The organism is Paenibacillus sp. BC26 (assembly GCF_900116125.1).
In the GTDB taxonomy this organism is placed as follows: Bacteria; Bacillota; Bacilli; order Paenibacillales; family Paenibacillaceae; genus Paenibacillus_Z; species Paenibacillus_Z lignilyticus.
Genome location: NZ_FPAD01000008.1, coordinates 53,509 through 75,531, shown reverse-complemented (window position 1 = coordinate 75,531; position 22,023 = coordinate 53,509). Strand labels below are relative to the sequence as shown.

Below are 22,023 nucleotides of genomic sequence, written 5' to 3'. Positions count from 1 at the left end.
GAAATCTAACGGTCACTAATGTCCGTTAGAACCGAAAATCTGCTCAAAACACTAATGAATCAGCTGTAATGGACAATAGTGACCGTTACAGTCGGACTAATAGCGATAAGAACCTGTGTCGGTCAAAAACCACCATTACAGCTTTTTTTATCGACTGTTACAATTATAATTAGGCTGCTAGCGGGAAGGGACTTCGATGCGCAGCTTCGGCGAACGATCAACCTTTGTCTTAATTAGCATCACCGTAAGCAAAAGCAAGGTACCTTTAACAGTGGTCGGTTTTTTGTTGTTCCACTAACAAAAAGTCAGCTGCCCTCATCATTCCGTTTCTTTCGAAACGGGTTAACGATGATAGTAGCTGACTTCAGATACAGCGATGCAAAGTACGCCATTGCGTTTGGCTTTGCGCAGCTTGCGCATGACGACAAGCCGAGGTGCAAGTATCCAAACATGACACATGATAAGGCTAATCATTGTTGCTTCGTTGGCCCATGGATAGAATACGCCAATGGCGCATAGACCAAGCCATAATAAGTGTCGATGCAATCTACGGTACAAGGCGAGCTCGATGTGAGCTGTCGGGATGTAACCGATCCATGGCGGCATAATGCGCCAGCCCCATCTGCGATCGTCCGGCTCGTCAACACGGATGAGTGTTAACCGAGTAATGATGAACTGGATAACGAAGGCGCTCATGAAACCGATGCCGAGCGCTCTCATCCCGTCCATTTGATACATAAGCCAGAGGAAAATAGCAAGAATGGCTAGTATGCTGAGATGACTACGACGCAGCTCATCTCGTACGAGCACCTTTTGGATGAGTTGGTATTGATAGATTGTTGCTTTCTCTTGTTCAGCAAGTTTACCGCGCATGATGTGTCACGCCTTTCTGCCTTCTACACGTTGTATCGGTAAATGGGCGATTAATGTGTAGACTTCCTCCCGAAAGAAGTGCAAGCACCCTCGTCACCAATCTGGGCGCTTCAACATAGACTGTATTACTATTTGAAATGGGCTATGAAAGTCGTATAGTTTGCTAGACTTTGTGCCATACTAGAAGCAATGACATATTTTCACTTGGATGAGGTGAAACGAAATGATGGAAGAGACTACGGGAAACTCATGCATTATTTGCGGGCATGAGAAAGAACAAGGCATTCGAATCATTGATGAGTTTATTTGCGAAACTTGTGAGGTTGAGATGGTACGTACGGAAGTACAGGATGCTAAGTACCCTTTCTTTATACACCAACTAAAGCGGATCTGGATGCAAAATAATGCTTAGACGGACGTACAGCTTCAGTGTAACGATCAAGTAATCCCTATATCGTCTCGAGTTGTAGAAATACGCGAGAATGGTTAGGGGTTATTTTGTTTATTGGCGATGCATGCAATCAGCAGGTTTATGTTAGCTCCATAATGGATTATGATGTGAGAAAGAAGAAGTTGAAGCAGGAGGAAAGTTGCTTGGCAGATACGAAGAGCAAACAGTGGCATGCGCCGCTATTCGATACATTAACAGCCTTGCAGCAGTCTAATCCTGTAAGCTTTCATGTGCCTGGCCATAAATATGGTCAGTCTCTTGGACATATGGCCGGCATGAACGACGATGCATTACGAGCATTTCAATCCATAATGAAGATTGATGTAACGGAAATATCGGGAACCGATGATCTCCATGCACCATCAGGTATCATTCAGGAAGCACAGACATTAGCGGCTGAGGTGTTTGGAGCGGAACAGACCTTCTTCCTCGTTGGAGGGAGCACGGTTGGCAACCTCGCTATGCTGCTAGCTGTATGTGGGCCTGGAGACCTAGTTATTGTGCAGCGTAACGCGCACAAATCGGTTTTAAACGGTTTAAAGCTTGCAGGGGCAAATGCAGTGTTTATCATGCCTCGGAAGGACGCAGGAAGCAATTTAGACGTTCTCCCGGATATCTCGCAAATTGAAGAGGCTATGACTAAATACCCAGAAGCGAAAGCTGTATTTCTAACGAACCCCAGCTATTATGGGTTGAGCATAGACTTGGAGCCGTATGCAAAGCGGATTCATGCTCATGATATGCTGCTGCTTGTGGACGAAGCGCATGGTGCCCATTATGGACTGCATCCGGCATTTCCGAGATCAGCAATACAAGCAGGTGCGGATGCTGTCGTGCAATCGACGCATAAAACGTTGCCGGCACTGACGATGGGGGCTATGCTGCATGTTCAGGGTCCCCGAATCAATACGATGGTACTTGCAGATGCACTGCGAATGGTGCAGAGCTCAAGCCCTTCGTATCCGATTATGGCATCACTGGATATGACGCGAGCCATGCTGCAAACGAATGGCTGCGATCTTTTTGAACAAGGTATACAGGCTGCTCGTGTGTTTAGAGGTTGGATCAAAGGCCAATCAACATTTGAAACCATAATGCCGGGTGATGAGCAAGGCCATCCATCGTCAGTTCCCGCAATCAAGGTGGATCCGATCCGTGTTGTTTTGCGAGAAGCTCAAGGGCGGTTGTCGGGGTTTGACCTGCAGCAACGCTTAGAACAGTACGGCTGTTATGCCGAGATGGCTGACCTTCGTTATGTTGTCTTGTTATTTGGGCTCGCGGCATCCGATTCAGATGTAGCCAGACTTCAACAAGCTCTACTTGCGATAGCAGAAGAAATTGAGCGTGAAGGGTTGGAGGTTAAGGAAAACCTTCGTATGTCTATCGATCATCATCGAACAATGTCGGAACCGGTTGCGTTTACGAGATCAGGGGTAAAACAGGCCTCGAATGGGACCGAAACCATTCCGCTGTCGAATTCGGCCGGACGTTACACCGTAGAAGCGGTTATCCCTTATCCCCCCGGCATTCCACTGCTATATGAAGGGGAGCGCATTACAGAGGAAACGATACATTACATTCAACAATTAATGGAGCATGGTGCAAGATGCCAGGGAACGACAGATCCGACAATGCAGACAATAACCGTACTGCGGACGGGCTAGTCGTTTACGCCTATGATTGGCTTTGATATGATAAGGGTATTAACAGACAGAGGAGTACTGAAGTGAAAAAAGGGTTGTTTTTGACGATAGAAGGCGGCGAAGGAGCAGGTAAAACGACCCTTATTGAGGGCGTTGTGCTTGCACTGCGTGCCCAAGGCAGAAATGTCATGATGACGAGAGAACCGGGAGGCATCCCGATCGCCGAGCAGATTCGAAATGTGATTTTGGATACAGCGAATACTTCGATGGATGCGCGAACAGAGGCTCTCCTCTATGCAGCGGCCAGACGTCAGCATCTTGTGGAAAAGGTACTGCCGGCACTAGCACAAGGCGATGTAGTCATCTGTGACCGTTTTGTCGACAGCAGTCTTGCCTATCAAGGTTATGCGCGGGGACTTGGGATCGAGGAAGTTTGGTCCATCAACCAATTTGCGATAGAGGGCTTTATGCCGCAGCTGACGATATGGATGGATATATCTGCGGAAGCAGGGATAGCACGGATTAATGCTACTTCCGGACGAGAAATCAATCGACTCGACCTTGAGAGTATGGCCTTTCATGAGAAGGTGCGAGAAGGATATCGCAAGCTGATGGCTGCCGATCCGGATCGAATTGTGCGAGTTGATGCCGAACAAACGCAAGAGAACGTGTTGAATGATGTAATCGCTATAATAAATAGACGATTTTAAAGGATTATTTACAAGTGATGTCAAATTAATAATCATGTAACGATGTCTTTCGAAAATTTTAGGAGGGATATTGATGAAATTAGTTATTGCGATTGTACAGGATAAAGATAGCAACCGGTTGTCGAACGCGCTTGTAAGAGAGGGATTCCGGGCAACGAAGCTGGCCAGTACCGGCGGGTTTCTGCGTGCAGGCAACACAACCTTCATGATCGGTATTGAAGATGAAAGGGTTCATGAGGTTATGACGGTTATTCGTTCGAACTGTAAAGTCCGCGATCAGCTTGTTTCACCTGTATCTCCTATGGGCAGTACTACAGATGCCTATATCCCGTTCCCGGTTGAAGTGCAAGTTGGCGGCGCTGCCGTATTTGTCGTACCGGTAGAGCGGTTCGAACATTTCTGATTGGACGTGAACTTCAATGAAGATTAATCCGGGCTGGCGTCCTTTAGGGCAAGACCGAGCGCGGCCGGATCTCGGCTCCAAACCGATTGCGCCTAAGAACTTTGCAGATGTGATGAACTTTCAGGATGAACAACGTACGATTGAACAGCTGCAGGAGAAATTGCAACATATTCATAATCAAGGCGAACGGCTCGCAAGATCGATGACCGTCAGAGAGCTGCGGCTTTATCGCCAGATGGTGAAGCAATTCCTCGAGGATACCGTCAGACGGGGTATCGGCATGAAAGAAACGCGCGGATTTGACCGTCGCGGCCGTACGAAACGATATAAGCTATTAGAAGAAATTGATTCTTCCCTCATCTCGATGGGCGAAGAGCTGCTTGAAAGCGAAGAAGGACGGCTTGATCTGCTGCAAAAAGTCGGCGATATTCGCGGCATTCTCATTAATTTGTTTTTCTAGCATAGAGGAGATTTTTACCATGAGCATTGCACAGCTTGCCGGGCAACCGAAGGCGAAACGCATTTTGTTTTATGCGCTGACAAGCGGCAAAGTTTCGCATGCCTATTTATTTAGCGGGCCGCCCGGAAGCGGGCGGATGAACATGGCGATGGCATTTGCCAAAGCGTTGTTCTGTACAGGCGAAGGCGATGACGCTTGCGGCGAGTGCTTGGAGTGCCGGAAGTTCGAGCATGGCAACCAGCCGGATCTGCATCTGGTAGAACCAGATGGCAATTCCATTAAAATCGACCAAATTCGTGAGCTTCAAAGAGAGCTTGCCTATCGAAATATAAGCACGTCACGTAAAATCTATATCGTGCAGCGCGTTGAAACCATGACGCTGCAAGCCGCGAACAGCCTGCTTAAGTTTCTAGAGGAGCCGCAGTCGCCGGTAGTCGCGATTCTTCTGACGGAGAATGGACAAGCCGTACTGCCAACCATCCGTTCCCGTACGCAGTGGGTTCCGTTTATGCCGCTTGCACCTCATGACATGCTGCAAACATTGGCGAATGAAGGTGTTCCTCAGCTGCCAGCCCGTGCTGCCGTTCATCTCGCATCGGGATTAGATGCGTGCAGGGCGCTTATCCAGCAGAATGGGTTTGCAGAAATGAGAAACGTAGTGATACAATTAGGAAAGGACAGTCTCACGCGGTTTACCGCGGCGATGATGTCCGCGCAACAGCATATTTTTAAGACAGAGCTTGGTGAGCAGCCTCAGCTTCTGTTGTCATTACTCGTATTATGGTATAAAGATATGATTCATTTTCAAGCAGGAAGACACGAGGCTCTTGTTTTTATAGATCAGCTTGATTGGATTGGTAAGCATGCATTCTCACGTTCGGCTGAGGGCTGGGTGAAATGTATGGAGTATACGCTTGAGGCAGGCAAACGCATGCGCGCGCATGTATCGCCGCAATTAGCGCTTGAGCAGCTGCTAATCCGTGTACAGGAGGGGTGAAACATTGTATAACGTCGTTGGTGTCCGCTTCAAGAAGGCGGGCAAAATCTATTATTTTGACCCGGTCGATTTCCCAATTGATAAGGATCAGCATGTTATTGTTGAGACGGCAAGAGGGATTGAATACGGTAAAGTAGTGGTTGGACAGAAGCAAGTCGGAGAATCAGATGTTGTCCTGCCTCTTAAGAAAGTCATTCGGATCGCCGGTGACAACGACGCCAAAATTGTCGAAGAAAACAAGGCGGCCGCACGCAATGCGTTTGCGACCTGTCTTGAAAAAATAAGAGATCATCAGCTTAAGATGAAGCTCGTTGACGTCGAATTTACATTCGATCGCAACAAAATTATTTTTTACTTCACAGCTGAAGGCCGCGTCGATTTCCGTGAGCTCGTTAAGGATCTGGCCAGCGTGTTCCGTACTCGTATCGAACTTAGACAAATCGGTGTGCGGGATGAAGCGAAGATGCTTGGCGGTATCGGACCTTGCGGACGTGTACTATGCTGTTCAACTTGGCTCGGCGATTTTGAACCGGTGTCCATTAAGATGGCGAAGGATCAGAACTTATCGCTTAATCCGACCAAAATTTCCGGCTTGTGCGGACGTCTCATGTGCTGCTTAAAGTATGAACATGACAATTATGAGAGCGTTCGCGAAGAATTGCCGGCAGTTGGTAAGATTGTTGTTACTTCTTATGGTGAAGGTAAAGTAACCGGAATTAATGCGGGCTCCAAATCGGTTTATGTCCAGCTCTTTGATGGCGGCAAACCGAAGGAATTACCGCTTGATGATGTTGTAGTGAAATAAGTAAGCGAATCCGAAGCTGTATAGCCTTGGGGTGGAGACTTGAAAAAAGACATATTTAGTCAAATTAGCGAATTGGAATCCCACATGGGAAGCCTGCATCTGGAACTGGGAGCGATGAAACAGAAAATTAAGTCGCTCTTGGAAGAAAACAACCGGCTTAGCATAGAAAATCAGCAGTTGCGCAAAGTATTAAAGCGGGAAACGGCCAGTCAAACACCGAAGCCGGTACCGGCCGCTGCGGTGGAAGATGATTCTCATGCCATGCCAAACGATGAACCGGCGCTGGCAAGCGACGCGATTGGCGTTGGGCAAGGGTATGACAATTTGGCGAGATTGTATCATGAAGGTTTTCATATTTGTAATTTGTATTATGGACATTTGCGAACGGAAGGCGATTGTTTGTTCTGCCTTTCGTTTCTCAATAAGGAATAAAAGACAAGACCCTTCCATAGGGTCTTGTTTGCATATTCAAGCGGTTCGAATTTGGCAGACGTAAGGAGCAATGAAGGATGAATAAAGAAGTAATACTGGAGCCGAATGAAAGGCTGGATGATTTACTAACGCATCAGCTGCATATTATCCAGAGCCGGGAAGTGTTCAGCTTCTCCATGGATGCTGTCTTGTTGGCTCGTTTCGCGGCAGTGCCGCCACGCGGTAAAATCTTGGATCTGTGCACGGGCAATGGCGTGATCCCACTGCTCTTAACGACAAGGACAAAAGCCCAGATTGATGCCGTTGAAATACAACCTCGGCTTGCTGATATGGCAAGGCGGAGTGTGAAGGCAAATGGGCTGGAGGATCGCATTCATATTTATGAAGGGGATCTGCGTGACTTCTATAAACAGAGCGGCCATGGAAATTACGATACCATTACGGTAAATCCCCCTTATATGCCGGCGGGTACCGGTGACCAGAACGAGAATGAGCATTTTGCTGCGGCCAGACATGAGCGTAATGGGACGCTGGATGACATCGTGGCAGCCTGTGCGCGACTCGTACGAACGGGTGGTCGGGTTGCAATGGTGCACCGCCCCAACCGGTTAGTGGAAATATTGGAAACGTTCCGCAAATGGAAACTTGAACCGAAACGAATTCGATTCGTGCATCCGCATGCCGGTGCTGAAGCGAATATGGTACTTATCGAAGCGGCCAGAGATGGCAAACCGGATGTGAAGCTTCTGCCGCCTATGATCGTATATAATGAACAGCGACAATATAATGAAGAGTTAATGCGGATCTATTACGGAGATCAAGCGCCGGAAGCGGGAACGAGGGATTCAGACAAATGATCGTACAGCGAAGTTTTAATGCAGCAGATACGGGTAGTGATAGCGGAGCCGGAACATTGTATTTGGTTGGAACGCCTATTGGCAACCTAGAGGACATGACTTTCCGGGCGATTCGAATTCTAAAAGAAGTCGATATGATCGCAGCGGAGGATACGCGTCAAACACGCAAGCTGCTGAATCATTTTGAAATTTCGACCAGGATTGTCAGTTATCATGAGCATAACAAGGAGGCGAGCGGCCCTGAGCTTGTCCGGTTACTGGCAAGCGGACAATCCATTGCGCTGGTAAGCGATGCAGGACTGCCGGCTATATCCGACCCAGGCGCAGATCTTGTGGCTGCCGCCGCCGAAAATGGAATTGCAGTCGTACCGATACCGGGAGCCAATGCAGCGTTGTCGGCACTAATCATCTCCGGTCTGCCGACGGAGAAGTTTCTGTTTACGGGTTTCCCTCCGCGGGAACGCAAGTCGCTTACCGCTTGGCTTCAGCATCTACATAGGCAAGACGCAACATTGATATGTTACGAATCGCCGCATCGGATTATCAAGACACTTGCGGTGATGCTGGAGCAGCTGGGCGATCGGAAGATGGCGATGGTGCGTGAATTAACGAAACGACATGAGGAAGCTGCCCGAGGGACAATTTCGGAATGCATGGCTTGGTTGGAAGAGAACCCGCCGCTTGGCGAGTATTGCTTGGTTATTGCAGGGGTGAGCAAAGAAGAAGCCGCTCAATTACAGCAGGATGATCCGGTATGGTGGAGCGGGCTGGAGCTGGAGGAGCATGTAAGCCGATACGAAGAGCAAGGCGAGGATCGGAAGGAAGCCATCAAACGAACAGCACTTGATCGAGGGTTACAAAAACGGGATGTATATAATGAAGTAATGAAGAAATAGCAGCATGTAGGAAGAAAAAAAAAGACCTTCCTGACCATTATGGCTCAGGAAGGCATCAAGGAGTATAAAAAGGTTAGAATTAACAGGTTTGATAAATGTATTATAACCTATAAAACTAGATTTGTCTCTTATTTTGTAACAGGAGTCGGCATTTCCGTTAAACAAACGTTACAAACGATTTTGCCTTTGAAATAAGCGACATTCTCTGCGTTGCCGCAGAAGATACAAGCCGGCTCATATTTCTTCAGCATGATGCGCTCGCCATCTACATAGATCTCAAGAGCATCCTTCTCACCGATTCCGAGCGTACGGCGCAATTCAATCGGAATTACTACACGTCCCAGCTCATCTACTTTACGCACAATTCCTGTAGATTTCATCATATCTATTATTCCCCTTCACAATGGATTAACTCGTCATCATTCGACAAAATTCTATCATATAATGCCTTAATAATACCAACGTTTCCCATAATAGTCAACCTGGTTTTAGCGGTAATTGTGACCAGTTATCCCCGATTACCGTTGTAAATAGGCATTTGTTCTACATATATATAGTACTGCAAACGCAGTGCGGTTGGAAATGATATTGCGACATTATTCGACATTAGTTCGACAATTGTGTCGAATGATTGAACTTTAAGGAGCGTGATTCGACATGAGTGCTGCTCATCGAGAGGATAAACTCGCGGAAGAGAAAGTATTTAAGGACCCTGTACATAAGTACATTTACGTCCAGGATCAACTGATCTGGCAGCTCATTAATACGCGGGAGTTTCAAAGGCTCCGTCGAATACGCCAGCTCGGCACATCCTATTTGACCTTTCATGGAGCAGAACACAGTCGGTTCTCACATTCCCTTGGCGTTTACGAAATTACTCGCAAAATCATATCCCAGTTTGAGCGCGGCGGTTATACCGACTGGCCTAAGGAAGAGAAGCTCGTTGCGCTATGCGCGGCTTTGCTCCATGACATTGGACATGGGCCTTTCTCCCATTCCATCGAAGATGTGTTCGACAGCCACCATGAAGAATGGACCTGCCGCATTTTGCTTGGGAATACGGAAATTAATGCAGTCTTGCGTGAATTTGATCCGAGCTATCCGGAGCGCATTGCCGCCGTTATTTGCAAAACCTATCATCAGCCTATTGTAGTTAGTCTGGTCTCCAGTCAAATGGATGCCGACCGCATGGATTATTTGCTTAGAGATGCGTATTTTACGGGGGTGAATTACGGTACCTTCGATCTGGAGCGGATATTGCGAGTGCTGCGGCCTCATCAAGGCAGGATCGTGGTAAAGGAAAGCGGCATGCACGCGGTTGAGGATTATCTCATGTCTCGCTATCAGATGTACTGGCAGGTTTATTTTCACCCGGTCACGAGAAGCTCGGAAATTATATTGAGGCAAATCTTTCGAAGGGCAAAGGAGCTCTTCGGAAGTGATTACCACTTTCAAACCCTCATGAAGCCGATACAGATGCTGCTTGAGGGCACAATGGACATTGAAGGGTATTTGAATTTAGATGAAGCTCTTGTTCAAACAGCTTTCGCGCAATGGGCCCATGAACCTGATTCCGTGTTATCGGATCTATGCCGCCGGTTTCTCAATCGCAAGCTGTACAAATATGTGACGATGGATCATCCCGATGAGAAGCTGTGGCAAGAAATTCGTGAACAGCTGCAAGAAATCGGCCTTCATCCGGACTATCACCTGGAAATTGACTTTCCTTACGACATGCCCTACGATGTTTATCGTCCCGGTTCAACATCTGCTGCGGGCAAGGAGGAAAAACCTCCGATTCTGCTGCTGAGCAGTGATGAACGATTGTCGGAAATTTCAAGCCGCTCGGATATCATCCGATCTATAACGGGTATCCATCAAGGTAAGTACCACCTCTATTACCCGGAGGAACCGCTGCGCGAATCAGCCCACAGGCTGCCTGCGAAACTCCGCGAATTATTTGCTTTAATGTAGAAAGGGGTTCTTAAAGCACCATGTTAATCGACACGCATACGCATTTAGACTCGCATAAATTCGACGAAGACCGAGCAGAAGTTATCGAAAGAGCGCAGGCTGCCGGCGTACATAAGCTCATCAATATCGGTTTCAACCGTGAAACAATTCCAACCACGATGGCGCTTGCCGAGCAGTATTCCTTTATTTACGCCGCCGTTGGCTGGCATCCGGTTGACAGCATTGATATGCGTCCCGAAGATCTAGACTGGATTGCATCCCTGTGTGATCATCCAAAGGTCGTGGCGATCGGCGAAATTGGTCTTGATTACCACTGGGACACCTCCCCTAAGGATGTTCAGCAGCGTGTATTCCGCGAACAAATCCAATTAGCCAAGCAGAAACGGATGCCAATCGTCATTCATAACCGCGATGCTCACGAGGATGTCGTTCGATTGCTCCGAGAAGAGGATGCCAAGGACGTTGGCGGCGTCATGCACTGCTTCTCCGGCAGCTGGGAAACGGCGAAACAATGTCTCGATATGAACTTCTATATTTCGTTCGGTGGACCGCTTACATTCACCAATGCAAGGGTGCCAAAGGAAGTGCTTTCACAAGTGCCTCTGGACCGAATTTTGATCGAAACGGATGCTCCTTATTTGGCTCCTCATCCCCATCGCGGGAAACGAAATGAGTCTTCATTCGTCCGTCTTGTAGCAAACACAATCTCGGAGATAACGGGTAAAAGTGTAGAGGAAGTCGGCAAAATAACCACGGAAAATGCAATGAAATGTTTTGGAATCTGATGAAAACGGGTTTGAAAGCAAGGATTTGGGACTATTCTCGTGATAAAACTGATTTTGATTGAAGAAATTGCTTACTTTTCGCCTATTTTTCCTTGAAATTCGTTAAAATCGTCATTAATCAGTTCTTTACAATGTGGCGCGGTAGACGGTATGATTCATTTCAGAGCAACAAAACTTGTATTCCTTTTCCAATAAAACGCTTAATCTCCGGAGTTCGGAGAGCGGGGGAACCAATTGTTGAAACTGTTTGTATCAAGAAGAAACAGCTCGTTCGTTTCTTCCCCTTAAAAACGTGTTCGTCGACTAAAGGGCGACACGGTTTGGTACAAAGGCAGACAGTGATAGACATGAAATTCTTCTTGGGGTGAATTTTGCGACCGGCGCAGCTATTGTTATATCGTGCCATTAGCGAATAGGGCGACTCTCACGCCCGAATCCGACAGCTAACCTCGTAAGCGTCAATAAGAGAGATCAACCTCGTGAATGCAACTCCATGCTACCATTGTCTAATGGGAAGCCACGAAACAGATCCTCTGTCGTCGGGCTTCTTTTTGTTTGAAAGAAGCATAAACTGACGACAAAAGCTGTATTATGGAAGTGGTCCGGGGCTGAATTTGGAAAGAAAATCTCTATAGTCGCGTCTATGTAATCATGCGTAACAAAGGCGGCGGGGCTATGTAAGGAGGACCGAAGAAATGGGAGCACTCCAGCTTAAGGACACCCATGGGAAACGATCATCCAGCATGTCTTTCGCATTGCGATGGAAGCATGAGAACATGCGTTTAATTGTACTAAGCGCCATGATCTCAATCGCTATGACTTTCATGTTTCTGGTGTTGTTGTACGGAACGGCTGACAAGCGCGTGTCCGTAGTAGTGAATGGACGAGAAACCATTGTCTCTACGAAGCAATGGGTCCTTCAACGCCTACTGGATGAACAAGCTATTGCAATTGGCACTTATGATAAAGTGTCGATGCCGCTGGATGGCGGTATTAAAGACGGTGACCGTATCGTTATTAATCAAGCGGTGCCTCTTATTGTAAAAGCTGACGGCAAAGCAAGAACGTTGTACACGACAGAAAGAACCGTACAGGCGGCGATCGATCAGGCTCATATATCGATACGCAGTCAAGATAAGGTAGTACCTTCGTTATCTTCGTCACTTAAACCGAATATGATTATTTCAATTACTCGGATTGATACGAAGATCTCGGAGAGTACCCACCCCGTTCCTTTCTCCATTGTGAAGAAGGATGATCCCAAGCTAGCGCAAGGGAAAGAACAGCTTGTCCAAACGGGTAAACAAGGCACTGTCGTTAAACGTTATGAAAAGACTTTCGAAGACGGTGTCCTAGTCTCGCAGACACTGGTCGAGAAGCTGACCAAGTCACCTTCTGTCGATCAGATTGTTTCGATCGGGACGAAGAAGCCTGAACCGAAGGTAACGATGCTGCGGGCGAATTCGCCGAGCGTCTCGACCATGACGAAACGGGGCGTTACTTTCAGTGCAAAGAAAGTAATAAAGAACGTAACTCTTACGGCTTATTCAGCCGGCTTAGCTTCGACGGGTAAAGGCAAGAACCATCCACAGTACGGCATAACCGCATCGGGAGCACGTGTTCAGGAAGGCCGTACCATTGCGGTCGACCCGAAAGTTATTCCGATCGGCTGGTGGGTGTATATCGAAGGAATCGGTTTCCGCCGAGCTGAGGATACGGGCAGCGCAGTCAAAGGCAACAAGATTGATGTTTATTTTGACAGCGAGTCGTATGCCGATAAATTTGGGCGGAAGCGGGGCTATACTGTATACGTGCTGGGTCCGAAGAAACCGGAAGCACTGTAGACGTATTTCCGCGGGTTGAACATGCGTATCGTATTTCGCGCGTAAATATGCCATCATAAGAAGAGGCGATGCCTCTTCTTTTTGCATGTTGTACGGAAGGGAAGGAATGGAGTCCCATGATTAAAGAAATCATTGTAGTAGAAGGTAAAGACGATACGGTTGCCATCAAGCGTGCCGTAGAGGCGGAAACCATCGAGACCGGCGGTTCGGCGATTGGCGAAGCGGTTATCCGCCGCGTCATGCTGGCTCAGGAGCGCAGAGGCGTTATTATTTTCACCGACCCTGATCATGCAGGCGAGCGAATCCGCAAAATCGTGGCGCAGCGTGTACCAGGCTGCAAGCATGCTTTTCTCCCTCAGGAGGAGGCGCTCTACAAGGGAGATATCGGTGTCGAGAACGCATCGCCGGAAGCGATCAAGCGAGCACTCGCTAATTTGCGTACCGAAGCGACGTCAGACACTGCAGGCCTTGCCGAGGTCACGATGGATGATTTAATGCAAGCAGGCTTGCTCGTACATCCGCAAGCTTCGGACAGACGGCTGAAGATGGGCAATTTGCTCGGCATCGGTTATGCGAATGGTAAGCAGTTCTATAAACGCTGTTCGATGTTTCGAATCACGCGTGAGGAATTTATGCGGGCTCTAACCACGATGGAGCAGGCGAGCGAAGGGGATCAGTGATGACAGAGGGAATTAAAGCGGGTGTCGATGTTGCTTCACCGAAGCGGACGAAAGACATCATCGCGAGATATGGTTTCACATTTAAGAAGAGCCTCGGTCAGAACTTTCTGATCGATCAAAATATTTTACGCAACATCGTCAGTGCCGCTGAGCTGGATGAGACGAAAGGCGCGCTGGAGATCGGACCGGGTATCGGCGCATTAACGCAGAAGCTGGCACACGCTGCAGGGCGCGTAGCCGCAGTGGAGATCGACAATCGGCTGATTCCGATTCTGACGGATGTATTGGCGGATACGCCGAATGTGCACGTTGTGCATGGCGACGTGCTGAAGCTCGACCTCGCTGAGCTGCTGAGGGAGCAGTTTGCCGGGCTTTCGGGCGTCAGCGTCGTGGCGAACCTGCCTTATTACGTGACGACACCGATTCTGATGAAGCTGCTGGAAGAGAAGCTGCCGCTTGAGCACATCGTCGTCATGATCCAGAAGGAAGTCGCACAGCGGATGGCAGCTAAGCCCGGCGGCAAGGAGTACGGCAGCCTTAGCGTGGCCGTGCAGTACTATTGCGTGCCTGAGCTTGTTTGCATCGTTCCGCATACGGTATTCATCCCGCAGCCGAATGTCGATTCCGCGGTTATTAAGCTGTCGCTGAGGGACAAGCCGGCTGTTGAGGTCGAGGACGAAGCGCATTTCTTCCAAACGGTGCAGGCTTGTTTCGCGCAGCGCCGCAAAACCATTGCCAACAATTTAACCGCTTATGTAGGCAAAGTGAATCGAGAGAAGCTCGGACCGCTGCTTGAAGGCATCGGCATCGATCCATCCCGGCGCGGGGAAACCTTATCGCTGGAGGAATTTGCCTCTTTAAGCCGCGCACTGCTGGCAGCGGACTTACGCAGCAGCTAACGAAAAAATAAAAGTGAGCGCACCATCAGGGGCGTCTCCCCATAGGATAGACGAAGAGGTGATTTGCCCATGAAGCAAGGGGACCTGGTCGTCCGCAAATCCTATGGCGGGGACGTCCTTTTTCGTGTTGCGACAATTCTAGAACAGACAGCCATCCTGAAGGGCACCGACTATCGTCTGCTTGCAGACGCGCCAATTGTCGATTTGTCCGTAATGAGTGATCCGGAATCCTCCGGCGCTGCGAGGCAGGCACGCATTAAGGCCAGTGAGTCCACGCTAAGGATGCAGGAACAACGCGAGCAGCAGATAATTGAACGTGAACTGCAGCGCGCGCAAAGCCAATCCCAGCCGTACTTCGAGGTGCCCGGAAAAGTACTTCATTTGGACGGGGACAGCAACTATATGAGAAAAAGCATGCAGCTGTATACGCAAATGCGCGTTCCTGCGCACGGGGTATATGTGCATGAATCCCAAATGGCGGACGTGGTGTATCGGCTGCTTCCGCAAATCAAACCGGATATTGTCGTGATCACCGGCCATGACGGCGTGCTGAAGACGCGCAACCAGGACGATTTGCATAACCTGGCCAGCTACAAAAACTCGCAAAATTTCGTCAATGCGGTGCGGATCGCGCGTCAGTATGAGAAAAGCAAAGACAGCTTAATCGTCGTAGCGGGCGCATGCCAATCGCATTACGAAGCGCTGCTGCAAAATGGATCGAACTTCGCCAGTTCTCCGGGCCGGGTACTCATCCATGCCTTGGATCCCGTGTACGTCGCCATAAAAGCCAGCTATACCTCCATTCGCGAAACGATCAACTTATCGGATGTCATTCATGGCACAATAAGCGGAATAGATGGAGTAGGGGGCATTGAGACGTTAGGGAAGTTCCGGGTGGGTCTGCCTAAACCGAAAACGCTGACCGGCGTAAAGCCAACTGTATAATATGGCTGCTTCGGGCTAAAATATACGTACCGGAGAAAAAAGTACCCTTTTTTATATTGACACCAAAGTGACTCCACTGTTATAATTATAATTTTTTGACAAACCACCTCCTTTTGGTTATAATGGACAAGGAAAGAGGTGGTAGTGCACAATGGCAAAAAATGCGCTATTGGAAATCAAACGCAGTTTGGAAACCCATGTCGGCTCCAAAATCCGTCTTCGTGCTAACGGTGGTCGTCGAAAGACGATTGAACGGACCGGTGTGTTAGAAGAAATCTACCCTTCTGTATTTATTGTCAGGCTCGACCAGGAGCAGCATGCATTTAAGCGCGTCTCTTACAGCTACGCCGATATATTAACGGAGTCCGTTGAAGTTACGGTGGACAGCGATGATGGTCAAGTGCGCATTACGTATATACAATGAGATAAATAAGATACGAACATGTGCAGGTTTGCAGGCGCGGCGAGAGCAGCGTAGGCAGGATCTGCACTTTTTTTTGCGCCCGGACGGGCCTTACCCTCCCCCCCGTATGAGAACGACAAAAACAACCATACTAACGGTACTACCCGTTTCAAAGGAGGAGAGTGTTTATGTCACGCAGACGCCGCGGTACGATGAGCGAAGAGCTGAAGAAAGAGCTGGCGAAGGACTTGGGCTTCTATGATACTGTACAGAAGGAAGGCTGGGGAGGCATTAAAGCAAAGGATGCCGGGAATATGGTGAAACGCGCGATTCAAATCGCCGAGCAAGCCGCAGCAAAACAGTATGCCGCGCAGCAAGCGCAATCCCAGTCACCGTACCAGCAGCAAACCTATCAGTCATCGCAATCGACGTATAGGCCGCAGCCTGCCCACAGCCCGTTCATGCAGCCTCAAGCTCAGCCCAATTATGCGCCACAGCGGCAGCAGGCATCCGGCACGGTTCCGGCTTATATGCATCAAGCCATGCAGGCCGCGCAGCCTCAAGCGTCCCACTATCAACCACACTAAAGGGTTATTCGAAGCTAAGGTGTTGAGCAGACCCGCAGACTGCTCAAAGCATCTTAGCTTTTCTTATGACCTTTTGTTATAATATGTGAAGTTTAACGATAACGGACGGGTGAGCCTACATATGAAGATTTATGAGAAAGCGCCGGCAAAAATCAACCTGCTGCTGGACGTCATGCGTAAGCGTGAAGATGGATTCCACGAGGTTGAAATGATTATGACCATGGTGGATTTAGCGGATCGGCTTGAGATGGAAGAGCTTCCGCGGGACACGATCATTATCTCGAGTCAGGCGGGGTATATTCCGCTCGATGAGAAGAATTTAGCCTTTCAGGCGGCAAGGCTGATTAAGGATCGCTACAATGTCCGCAAAGGCGTCTATATTCATCTGGATAAGAAGATACCCGTAGCCGCAGGGCTTGCAGGCGGAAGCAGCGATGCTGCCGCTACGCTGCGCGGCCTCAATCGGCTGTGGGAGCTCGGTATCTCCGAAGAAGAGCTGTGCACGCTCGGTGCGGAGCTGGGCTCCGATGTACCGTTCTGCGTAACGGGCGGAACTGCAATCGCCCGCGGCCGCGGAGAGAAGCTGGAGCGGATTAACAACCCGCCTCAATGCTGGGTCATTCTGGCGAAGCCGCCGATCAACGTTTCAACGGCAGACGTGTACGGGAAGCTGCGCGCCTCTGAGCTGAAGCAGCATCCATCAACAGCGGACATGCTGTCCGCGATCTCGAGCGGCTCATTTGGCGGCGTATGCACGTATCTGGGCAACGTGCTGGAAACCGTAACGCTACAGCTTCACCCCGAGGTGCTGCAGCTTAAAGAAATTATGCAGCGTCTGGGCGCAGATGGCGTGTTAATGTCAGGCAGCGGACCGACGGTTTTCGGCCTTGTAAGCAAGGAAGCGAAGGTCTCGCGCATCTACAATGGACTCCGCGGATTTTGCAAAGAAGTCTATGTGGTAAGAATGCTGACATGAAGCCTACGTGCGTCTTGATTAAATCCGTATGAAAATGGTATTATGTCATTATAATATTCGGATTTGGCTGGGGGGAGTACACGTTGAAGAAGTTAAAACGGAGTGCAAGGTTAGTAGAAATGACGCAGTACTTACTTACACGCCCCCATACGTTAATTTCTCTGACAGCATTCGCTGATCGCTACCAATCTGCCAAGTCATCTATTAGTGAGGATCTGGCGATTATTAAAGAGGTATTCGAAGAAGAAGGACTCGGTGAGCTGCATACGCTGGCAGGAGCTGCCGGAGGCGTGAAATATACGCCGAAGATGGGTCAGGCCGAGGCACTTGGCATCATGAACGGCATTTGTCGTCAGTTGGAGCAATCGGAGCGGGTACTGGCCGGCGGCTACTTGTACATGACGGATATGCTGGGACAGCCAGGGCTGCTCGCAGATGTTGGACGAATGTTTGCAACCGCATTCGCAGCTTCGGATATCGATGTCATCATGACGGTCGAGACGAAGGGGATCCCTCTTGCTTATGCAACGGCGGCTTGTATGAATCTGCCCGTTGTCATTGTACGTCGCGATAATAAAGTGACGGAAGGCTCTGCTGTGAGCATCAATTACGTATCGGGCTCCAATAAGCGTATTCAAACGATGTCGCTTGCACGCCGTGCTTTGAAGGAACATGCACGCGTACTGATCATCGATGATTTTATGAAGGCCGGCGGAACGATTCAAGGCATGATGGATTTGCTGTTCGAGTTTAACGCAAAGGTAGCCGGAGTTGGCGTATTCGTGGAATCCGGCGAATTGGATACCGAGGATCGACTGCTGGAGGATTATGTGTCGTTAGCGAAGCTGACGGCTGTAGATATGAAGACCAAACACACAACCGTTGTACCGGGCAACTATTTCACAACCGGGGCTACTATTTAGCCTAATTAGCAACCAACCGAGGAGGATTACTCGTTCATGAAAGCACAACCTCAAATCGTGGCGACTACTCAAGCGCCTGCAGCAATTGGACCTTACTCGCAAGCCATTAAGCTTGGCAACCTGCTGTTTACCTCCGGACAAATTCCGCTGACGGCGGAAGGCGTTCTTGTTGAAGGCGGCATTGAAGAGCAAACGCATCAAGTATTCCGCAATCTTCAAGCTGTACTAGCTGAAGCGGGAGCAACATTCGCAGACGTGGCGAAGGCGACTGTGTTCATTAAAGATATGAATCAGTTCGCAGCGCTCAACACGATTTATGCTTCTTACTTCGGCGACCACAAGCCGGCTCGCTCTACCGTTGAGGTTGCGCGCCTGCCGAAGGACGTCCTTGTCGAAATAGAACTGATCGTGGCGATTGAAGTCGAATAAAATAGGATAATATTCAGATCGAAAAAATATTTTCAAACTATACAGATATTTTCCAGAATCATGAAGGAATTCGCATTGAAACGTGGAAGTATACACCAAGTCCTTGATAGGCAAAGGTGGTGAACACAGATGCAAATTACCGATGTTAGACTCCGCCGAGTAAATTCCGAAGGCCGGATGAAGGCAATCGCCTCAATTACCATTGACAATGAGTTTGTCGTTCACGATATTCGCGTGATTGACGGTAACAATGGAATGTTTGTGGCAATGCCAAGCAAGCGTACTCCTGATGGAGAATTCCGCGATATCGCACACCCTATTTCTTCGACGACACGGGAGAAAATCCAAGCCGCCGTCCTAGCAGAATACGAACGTGCAGCGACGGAAGAAGATGTAGTAATCGAAGAAGGCGCCTAAATCAAGGTATTAAGACGTCTAGTGAAGAGAGCCCGCTGGGGCTCTCTTTTCTTTTGCCTACAGATACGCTATATTCAGTAGAGCATTTAAGCAAGGTGAATCGGCCGCGGCTATCCGATATGGTGGCGCCGGCGAGGTTCATTTCGGAGAAATATGAGCCGTGGTTAAGGTTTATATTTTGAATAACATAGGGTATAGAAGCTGGGGAGGGACATCCTTTGAAGAAAGTAATGGCAATCGTATTGGCAGCGGGACAAGGGAAACGAATGAAGTCCAAACTATATAAAGTGTTGCATCCGGTCTGCGGGAAGCCAATGGTGGCGCATGTGCTGCAGACGGTACAGGATGCGGCTTGCGAGCGCACGGTCGTCGTTCTTGGCCATGGCGCGGAGACGGTTCGCACGTATCTCGGAGATGGCGTGGAGTTTGTGCTGCAGGAGCAGCAGCTTGGCACGGGCCATGCCGTCCAGCAAGCAGAACCGCTGCTCGGCGAAGAAGCGGGCACGACGGTTATTCTATACGGCGACACGCCGCTCGTGACTTCAGAAACGATTGCGGCGCTGCTTGAGCTGCATACGAAGACCGAATCGGCAGCAACCGTATTGACGGCGATTGTGCCTAATCCGCAAGGACTCGGACGTATCATCCGCGATGAGGCCGGCAATGTTCTGCGAATCGTGGAGCAGAAGGACTGCACCCCTGAACAAGCGGCAATTACGGAGATCAATACAGGCATGTATTGCTTCGACAATAAGAAGCTGTTCCAGGCGCTTAAGAAGGTTACGAACAACAATGCACAAGGGGAGTTCTACCTCACCGACGTGATGGAAATTTTGAAAAATGCGGGCGAGACCGTTGGCGCGTATTGCACGCCGGATTATGCGGAAGGCATTGGCGTCAACGACCGTGTCGGCCTTGGCGAAGCGGAGGCGCTTATGCGTGCCCGGATTAACCGCAAGCATCAAATTAACGGCGTAACGATTATCGATCCTGCTGCAACCTACATTGAAGCGGATGTGGTTATCGGTTCGGACACGATTGTTTACCCGGGCACAGTATTGCGCGGTCGTACTGTAATTGGAGAGGATTGCGTGATTGGTCCTCATGCGGATATTACGGACACGGAGATCGGCAATGGGGTAACGGTGAAGCATTCCAACGCGGTGGAGTCGGTTATTGGCGACGAATGCGCAGTGGGTCCATATGCCTATTTGCGTCCGGGTGCCAAGCTTGGAGCAGGCTGCAAAATCGGTGATTTCGTTGAGATTAAGAACGCCGAGCTCGGCGAAGGTACGAAGGTTTCCCACCTTAGCTATGTAGGGGACGCGAAAGTCGGCAAAGACGTGAATATCGGCTGCGGCGCGATTACCGTCAATTATGATGGCTATAACAAGTCGTTGACCGAAATTGGCGACCGTGCATTTGTGGGCAGTAACGTCAATTTGGTCGCGCCGGTTAAGATCGGCGAAGGCGCTTATGTGGTAGCGGGTTCCACGATTACGCAGGATGTGCCGGACAATGACGTGGCCATTGCTCGCGAGCGTCAGGTTAACAAACCGGGGTATGCAGAGAAGCTGCGCGGACGTGCGAAAGCGAAGAAGGATAGCAAGGCGAAAGGCTGATTGTGAGAAGTTGTTCGTTTATTTCCGGGCCGGAATGGGTATGAATATATGGAAATCACTACACTCTCAGGAGGTTTCCGACTATGGCGATACCATTTCGAGCAGAAGCACGGACGACAGCCACGCAAGGCCAATTGAGACAAATGAGACTGCAGGGCAACATCCCCGGCGTCGTATACGGCACGAAGCTAAGCAAATCGATTTCGATCTCGGTCAATGAGAAGGAGCTGGCGCATCTGCTGCGCTCCCACCCCCATGCCTTGCTTGAACTTGATATTCCGGGCGAAGGCAAGCAGCCGGTTATGCTGACCCAAGTGCAGCGCGAGCCGCTGACGCGCGAACTGCTCCATATTGATTTCCATCAGGTGAACATGAACGAATCCATCAAAACGCCGGTTCGGCTGGAGATGGTCGGCGATTCTACCGGCGTACGCGAAGGCGGAATTCTGCAGGCGATGCTGCATGAGCTTGAGGTGCATTGTTTACCGGATCGTATACCGGAGGTCATCGAGGTTAACGTATCCTCACTCGGTATTGGAGAGAATCTGCTAGTAAGCGATTTGCAGCTGCCATCCGGCGTAACGACCAAAGTGGATGCAGACCAAGTCATCGTGACCATTCTGGCGCCTCAGAAAGATCTGACGGCGGAAGAAGCAGAGGATGCGGCGGTAGAAACGAAGGAAGCGGAGCAGCGTGCACATGAAGCGGAGATGCATGCGGTGAAGTTTGAATAAACGTACGATCGGGGCTGCGGGTAAGAGGCAGCCCTTTACTTTTTTTCAATAGCCGGGTCTGGAAACAAAGGTAAACTGCTTGCGGCTGTAGAAAATATTATTCATCTTGATGTACGAAGGGCTGAAATATTCGACGTAGCCAATATCATGGTGTTCTTTGCCCCAATAGATTTGGACAGGAACTTGATGCTCGTGGTGATCCTGGAAATGATAATCGTCGAAGATATGCTGACCGTTTACATACATCGAAAAATACGCTCCTTTATGTACGAAGTTCG

At 49.3% G+C, this 22,023-nt stretch carries 26 protein-coding genes, 1 pseudogene and 1 riboswitch; of the genes and pseudogenes, 24 read left to right on the top strand and 3 right to left on the bottom strand.

Annotation, left to right across the window (positions count from 1 at the left end):
• Positions 1-342 precede the first annotated feature (342 nt).
• Positions 343-873, bottom strand: a complete 531-nt coding sequence (locus tag BM412_RS30790) for a hypothetical protein (protein ID WP_091225531.1) — start codon at positions 871-873, stop codon at positions 343-345.
• 223 nt (positions 874-1,096) lie between these two features.
• Between BM412_RS30790 and BM412_RS30785 the strand changes: the two genes are divergently transcribed.
• The 10 genes from BM412_RS30785 to rsmI all read left to right on the top strand — a co-directional run bounded on the left by BM412_RS30785 (position 1,097) and on the right by rsmI (position 8,527).
• Positions 1,097-1,285 (top strand): sigma factor G inhibitor Gin, encoded by a 189-nt coding sequence (locus BM412_RS30785; RefSeq protein ID WP_371264886.1) that lies wholly within the window; start codon positions 1,097-1,099, stop codon positions 1,283-1,285.
• A gap of 182 nt (positions 1,286-1,467) precedes the next feature.
• Positions 1,468-2,988: an aminotransferase class I/II-fold pyridoxal phosphate-dependent enzyme gene (locus BM412_RS30780; RefSeq protein ID WP_256256679.1), complete on the top strand. Its 1,521-nt coding sequence runs from the start codon at positions 1,468-1,470 to the stop codon at positions 2,986-2,988.
• Positions 2,989-3,050: 62 nt separating this feature from the next.
• Positions 3,051-3,677: a dTMP kinase gene (gene tmk / locus BM412_RS30775; protein WP_091225530.1), complete on the top strand. Its 627-nt coding sequence runs from the start codon at positions 3,051-3,053 to the stop codon at positions 3,675-3,677.
• Between the two features lie 73 nt (positions 3,678-3,750).
• The gene (locus tag BM412_RS30770) at positions 3,751-4,080 is read left to right on the top strand and encodes a cyclic-di-AMP receptor (protein WP_090985945.1); all 330 of its coding nucleotides are present in this window, start codon (positions 3,751-3,753) and stop codon (positions 4,078-4,080) included.
• Positions 4,081-4,096: 16 nt separating this feature from the next.
• On the top strand, positions 4,097-4,540 hold the full coding sequence (locus BM412_RS30765; RefSeq protein ID WP_091225529.1) for a YaaR family protein: 444 nt from the start codon (positions 4,097-4,099) through the stop codon (positions 4,538-4,540).
• Positions 4,541-4,559: 19 nt separating this feature from the next.
• Positions 4,560-5,537 carry a DNA polymerase III subunit delta' gene (holB, locus tag BM412_RS30760; RefSeq protein WP_091225528.1) on the top strand — a complete coding sequence of 326 codons (978 nt, stop codon included), beginning with the start codon at positions 4,560-4,562 and terminating at the stop codon, positions 5,535-5,537.
• Between the two features lie 4 nt (positions 5,538-5,541).
• Entirely contained in the window at positions 5,542-6,342 is an 801-nt protein-coding gene (locus tag BM412_RS30755) for a PSP1 domain-containing protein (protein ID WP_091225527.1), read from the top strand.
• 84 nt (positions 6,343-6,426) lie between these two features.
• On the top strand, positions 6,427-6,774 hold the full coding sequence (locus BM412_RS30750) for an initiation-control protein YabA (RefSeq protein ID WP_091225526.1): 348 nt from the start codon (positions 6,427-6,429) through the stop codon (positions 6,772-6,774).
• Positions 6,775-6,851: 77 nt separating this feature from the next.
• The gene (locus tag BM412_RS30745; protein WP_091225525.1) at positions 6,852-7,631 is read left to right on the top strand and encodes a tRNA1(Val) (adenine(37)-N6)-methyltransferase; all 780 of its coding nucleotides are present in this window, start codon (positions 6,852-6,854) and stop codon (positions 7,629-7,631) included.
• Positions 7,628-8,527 (top strand): 16S rRNA (cytidine(1402)-2'-O)-methyltransferase, encoded by a 900-nt coding sequence (gene rsmI / locus BM412_RS30740; protein WP_091225524.1) that lies wholly within the window; start codon positions 7,628-7,630, stop codon positions 8,525-8,527. Before BM412_RS30745 ends, rsmI begins: the two co-directional genes overlap by 4 nt.
• A gap of 128 nt (positions 8,528-8,655) precedes the next feature.
• Here the strand turns inward: rsmI and BM412_RS30735 are convergent, their stop codons facing one another.
• The gene (locus tag BM412_RS30735; protein ID WP_090648939.1) at positions 8,656-8,910 is read right to left on the bottom strand and encodes an AbrB/MazE/SpoVT family DNA-binding domain-containing protein; all 255 of its coding nucleotides are present in this window, start codon (positions 8,908-8,910) and stop codon (positions 8,656-8,658) included.
• Between the two features lie 274 nt (positions 8,911-9,184).
• Between BM412_RS30735 and BM412_RS30730 the strand changes: the two genes are divergently transcribed.
• The 14 genes and pseudogenes from BM412_RS30730 to BM412_RS30665 all read left to right on the top strand — a co-directional run bounded on the left by BM412_RS30730 (position 9,185) and on the right by BM412_RS30665 (position 21,745).
• Positions 9,185-10,501: an HD domain-containing protein gene (locus tag BM412_RS30730; RefSeq protein ID WP_091225523.1), complete on the top strand. Its 1,317-nt coding sequence runs from the start codon at positions 9,185-9,187 to the stop codon at positions 10,499-10,501.
• Positions 10,502-10,521: 20 nt separating this feature from the next.
• Positions 10,522-11,286 (top strand): TatD family hydrolase, encoded by a 765-nt coding sequence (locus BM412_RS30725; protein ID WP_091225522.1) that lies wholly within the window; start codon positions 10,522-10,524, stop codon positions 11,284-11,286.
• Positions 11,287-11,473: 187 nt separating this feature from the next.
• Positions 11,474-11,759, top strand: a riboswitch (cyclic di-AMP (ydaO/yuaA leader).
• A 222-nt stretch (positions 11,760-11,981) separates the two neighbouring features.
• Complete coding sequence (locus tag BM412_RS30720; protein WP_091225521.1) at positions 11,982-13,130, top strand: 3D domain-containing protein; 1,149 nt, start codon at positions 11,982-11,984, stop codon at positions 13,128-13,130.
• A gap of 116 nt (positions 13,131-13,246) precedes the next feature.
• Complete coding sequence (gene rnmV / locus BM412_RS30715) at positions 13,247-13,810, top strand: ribonuclease M5 (RefSeq protein WP_091225520.1); 564 nt, start codon at positions 13,247-13,249, stop codon at positions 13,808-13,810.
• On the top strand, positions 13,810-14,709 hold the full coding sequence (gene rsmA, locus BM412_RS30710; RefSeq protein WP_091225519.1) for a 16S rRNA (adenine(1518)-N(6)/adenine(1519)-N(6))-dimethyltransferase RsmA: 900 nt from the start codon (positions 13,810-13,812) through the stop codon (positions 14,707-14,709). The genes rnmV and rsmA overlap by 1 nt, the downstream gene beginning before the upstream one ends.
• Before the next feature lie 69 nt (positions 14,710-14,778).
• Complete coding sequence (gene yabG / locus BM412_RS30705; RefSeq protein WP_091225518.1) at positions 14,779-15,654, top strand: sporulation peptidase YabG; 876 nt, start codon at positions 14,779-14,781, stop codon at positions 15,652-15,654.
• A gap of 151 nt (positions 15,655-15,805) precedes the next feature.
• Entirely contained in the window at positions 15,806-16,078 is a 273-nt protein-coding gene (gene veg / locus BM412_RS30700) for a biofilm formation stimulator Veg (RefSeq protein ID WP_090985921.1), read from the top strand.
• A gap of 167 nt (positions 16,079-16,245) precedes the next feature.
• Positions 16,246-16,419: pseudogene (locus BM412_RS30695) on the top strand (small, acid-soluble spore protein, alpha/beta type); the annotation flags it as partial.
• Positions 16,420-16,765: 346 nt separating this feature from the next.
• The gene (ispE, locus tag BM412_RS30690) at positions 16,766-17,620 is read left to right on the top strand and encodes a 4-(cytidine 5'-diphospho)-2-C-methyl-D-erythritol kinase (RefSeq protein WP_091225517.1); all 855 of its coding nucleotides are present in this window, start codon (positions 16,766-16,768) and stop codon (positions 17,618-17,620) included.
• A gap of 83 nt (positions 17,621-17,703) precedes the next feature.
• Entirely contained in the window at positions 17,704-18,543 is an 840-nt protein-coding gene (purR, locus tag BM412_RS30685; RefSeq protein WP_091225516.1) for a pur operon repressor, read from the top strand.
• Between the two features lie 36 nt (positions 18,544-18,579).
• On the top strand, positions 18,580-18,972 hold the full coding sequence (locus BM412_RS30680) for a RidA family protein (RefSeq protein WP_090985915.1): 393 nt from the start codon (positions 18,580-18,582) through the stop codon (positions 18,970-18,972).
• A gap of 129 nt (positions 18,973-19,101) precedes the next feature.
• On the top strand, positions 19,102-19,389 hold the full coding sequence (gene spoVG / locus BM412_RS30675) for a septation regulator SpoVG (RefSeq protein ID WP_091225515.1): 288 nt from the start codon (positions 19,102-19,104) through the stop codon (positions 19,387-19,389).
• Between the two features lie 230 nt (positions 19,390-19,619).
• Positions 19,620-21,011: a bifunctional UDP-N-acetylglucosamine diphosphorylase/glucosamine-1-phosphate N-acetyltransferase GlmU gene (glmU, locus tag BM412_RS30670; protein ID WP_091225534.1), complete on the top strand. Its 1,392-nt coding sequence runs from the start codon at positions 19,620-19,622 to the stop codon at positions 21,009-21,011.
• A gap of 83 nt (positions 21,012-21,094) precedes the next feature.
• Positions 21,095-21,745, top strand: a complete 651-nt coding sequence (locus tag BM412_RS30665; RefSeq protein ID WP_091225514.1) for a 50S ribosomal protein L25 — start codon at positions 21,095-21,097, stop codon at positions 21,743-21,745.
• 45 nt (positions 21,746-21,790) lie between these two features.
• Here the strand turns inward: BM412_RS30665 and BM412_RS30660 are convergent, their stop codons facing one another.
• On the bottom strand, positions 21,791-21,991 hold the full coding sequence (locus tag BM412_RS30660; RefSeq protein WP_091225513.1) for a hypothetical protein: 201 nt from the start codon (positions 21,989-21,991) through the stop codon (positions 21,791-21,793).
• Positions 21,992-22,023 lie beyond the last annotated feature (32 nt).

Coding starts and splice junctions, on each gene's coding strand:
- BM412_RS30790 (WP_091225531.1), bottom strand. CDS start 873: ATGCGCGGTAAACTTGCTGAACAAGAGAAAGCAACAATCTATCAATAC.
- BM412_RS30785 (WP_371264886.1), top strand. CDS start 1,097: ATGATGGAAGAGACTACGGGAAACTCATGCATTATTTGCGGGCATGAG.
- BM412_RS30770 (WP_090985945.1), top strand. CDS start 3,751: ATGAAATTAGTTATTGCGATTGTACAGGATAAAGATAGCAACCGGTTG.
- BM412_RS30765 (WP_091225529.1), top strand. CDS start 4,097: ATGAAGATTAATCCGGGCTGGCGTCCTTTAGGGCAAGACCGAGCGCGG.
- holB (WP_091225528.1), top strand. CDS start 4,560: ATGAGCATTGCACAGCTTGCCGGGCAACCGAAGGCGAAACGCATTTTG.
- BM412_RS30750 (WP_091225526.1), top strand. CDS start 6,427: ATGGGAAGCCTGCATCTGGAACTGGGAGCGATGAAACAGAAAATTAAG.
- BM412_RS30745 (WP_091225525.1), top strand. CDS start 6,852: ATGAATAAAGAAGTAATACTGGAGCCGAATGAAAGGCTGGATGATTTA.
- rsmI (WP_091225524.1), top strand. CDS start 7,628: ATGATCGTACAGCGAAGTTTTAATGCAGCAGATACGGGTAGTGATAGC.
- BM412_RS30735 (WP_090648939.1), bottom strand. CDS start 8,910: ATGATGAAATCTACAGGAATTGTGCGTAAAGTAGATGAGCTGGGACGT.
- BM412_RS30730 (WP_091225523.1), top strand. CDS start 9,185: ATGAGTGCTGCTCATCGAGAGGATAAACTCGCGGAAGAGAAAGTATTT.
- BM412_RS30725 (WP_091225522.1), top strand. CDS start 10,522: ATGTTAATCGACACGCATACGCATTTAGACTCGCATAAATTCGACGAA.
- BM412_RS30720 (WP_091225521.1), top strand. CDS start 11,982: ATGGGAGCACTCCAGCTTAAGGACACCCATGGGAAACGATCATCCAGC.
- rnmV (WP_091225520.1), top strand. CDS start 13,247: ATGATTAAAGAAATCATTGTAGTAGAAGGTAAAGACGATACGGTTGCC.
- rsmA (WP_091225519.1), top strand. CDS start 13,810: ATGACAGAGGGAATTAAAGCGGGTGTCGATGTTGCTTCACCGAAGCGG.
- yabG (WP_091225518.1), top strand. CDS start 14,779: ATGAAGCAAGGGGACCTGGTCGTCCGCAAATCCTATGGCGGGGACGTC.
- veg (WP_090985921.1), top strand. CDS start 15,806: ATGGCAAAAAATGCGCTATTGGAAATCAAACGCAGTTTGGAAACCCAT.
- ispE (WP_091225517.1), top strand. CDS start 16,766: ATGAAGATTTATGAGAAAGCGCCGGCAAAAATCAACCTGCTGCTGGAC.
- BM412_RS30680 (WP_090985915.1), top strand. CDS start 18,580: ATGAAAGCACAACCTCAAATCGTGGCGACTACTCAAGCGCCTGCAGCA.
- spoVG (WP_091225515.1), top strand. CDS start 19,102: ATGCAAATTACCGATGTTAGACTCCGCCGAGTAAATTCCGAAGGCCGG.
- glmU (WP_091225534.1), top strand. CDS start 19,620: ATGGCAATCGTATTGGCAGCGGGACAAGGGAAACGAATGAAGTCCAAA.
- BM412_RS30665 (WP_091225514.1), top strand. CDS start 21,095: ATGGCGATACCATTTCGAGCAGAAGCACGGACGACAGCCACGCAAGGC.
- BM412_RS30660 (WP_091225513.1), bottom strand. CDS start 21,991: ATGTATGTAAACGGTCAGCATATCTTCGACGATTATCATTTCCAGGAT.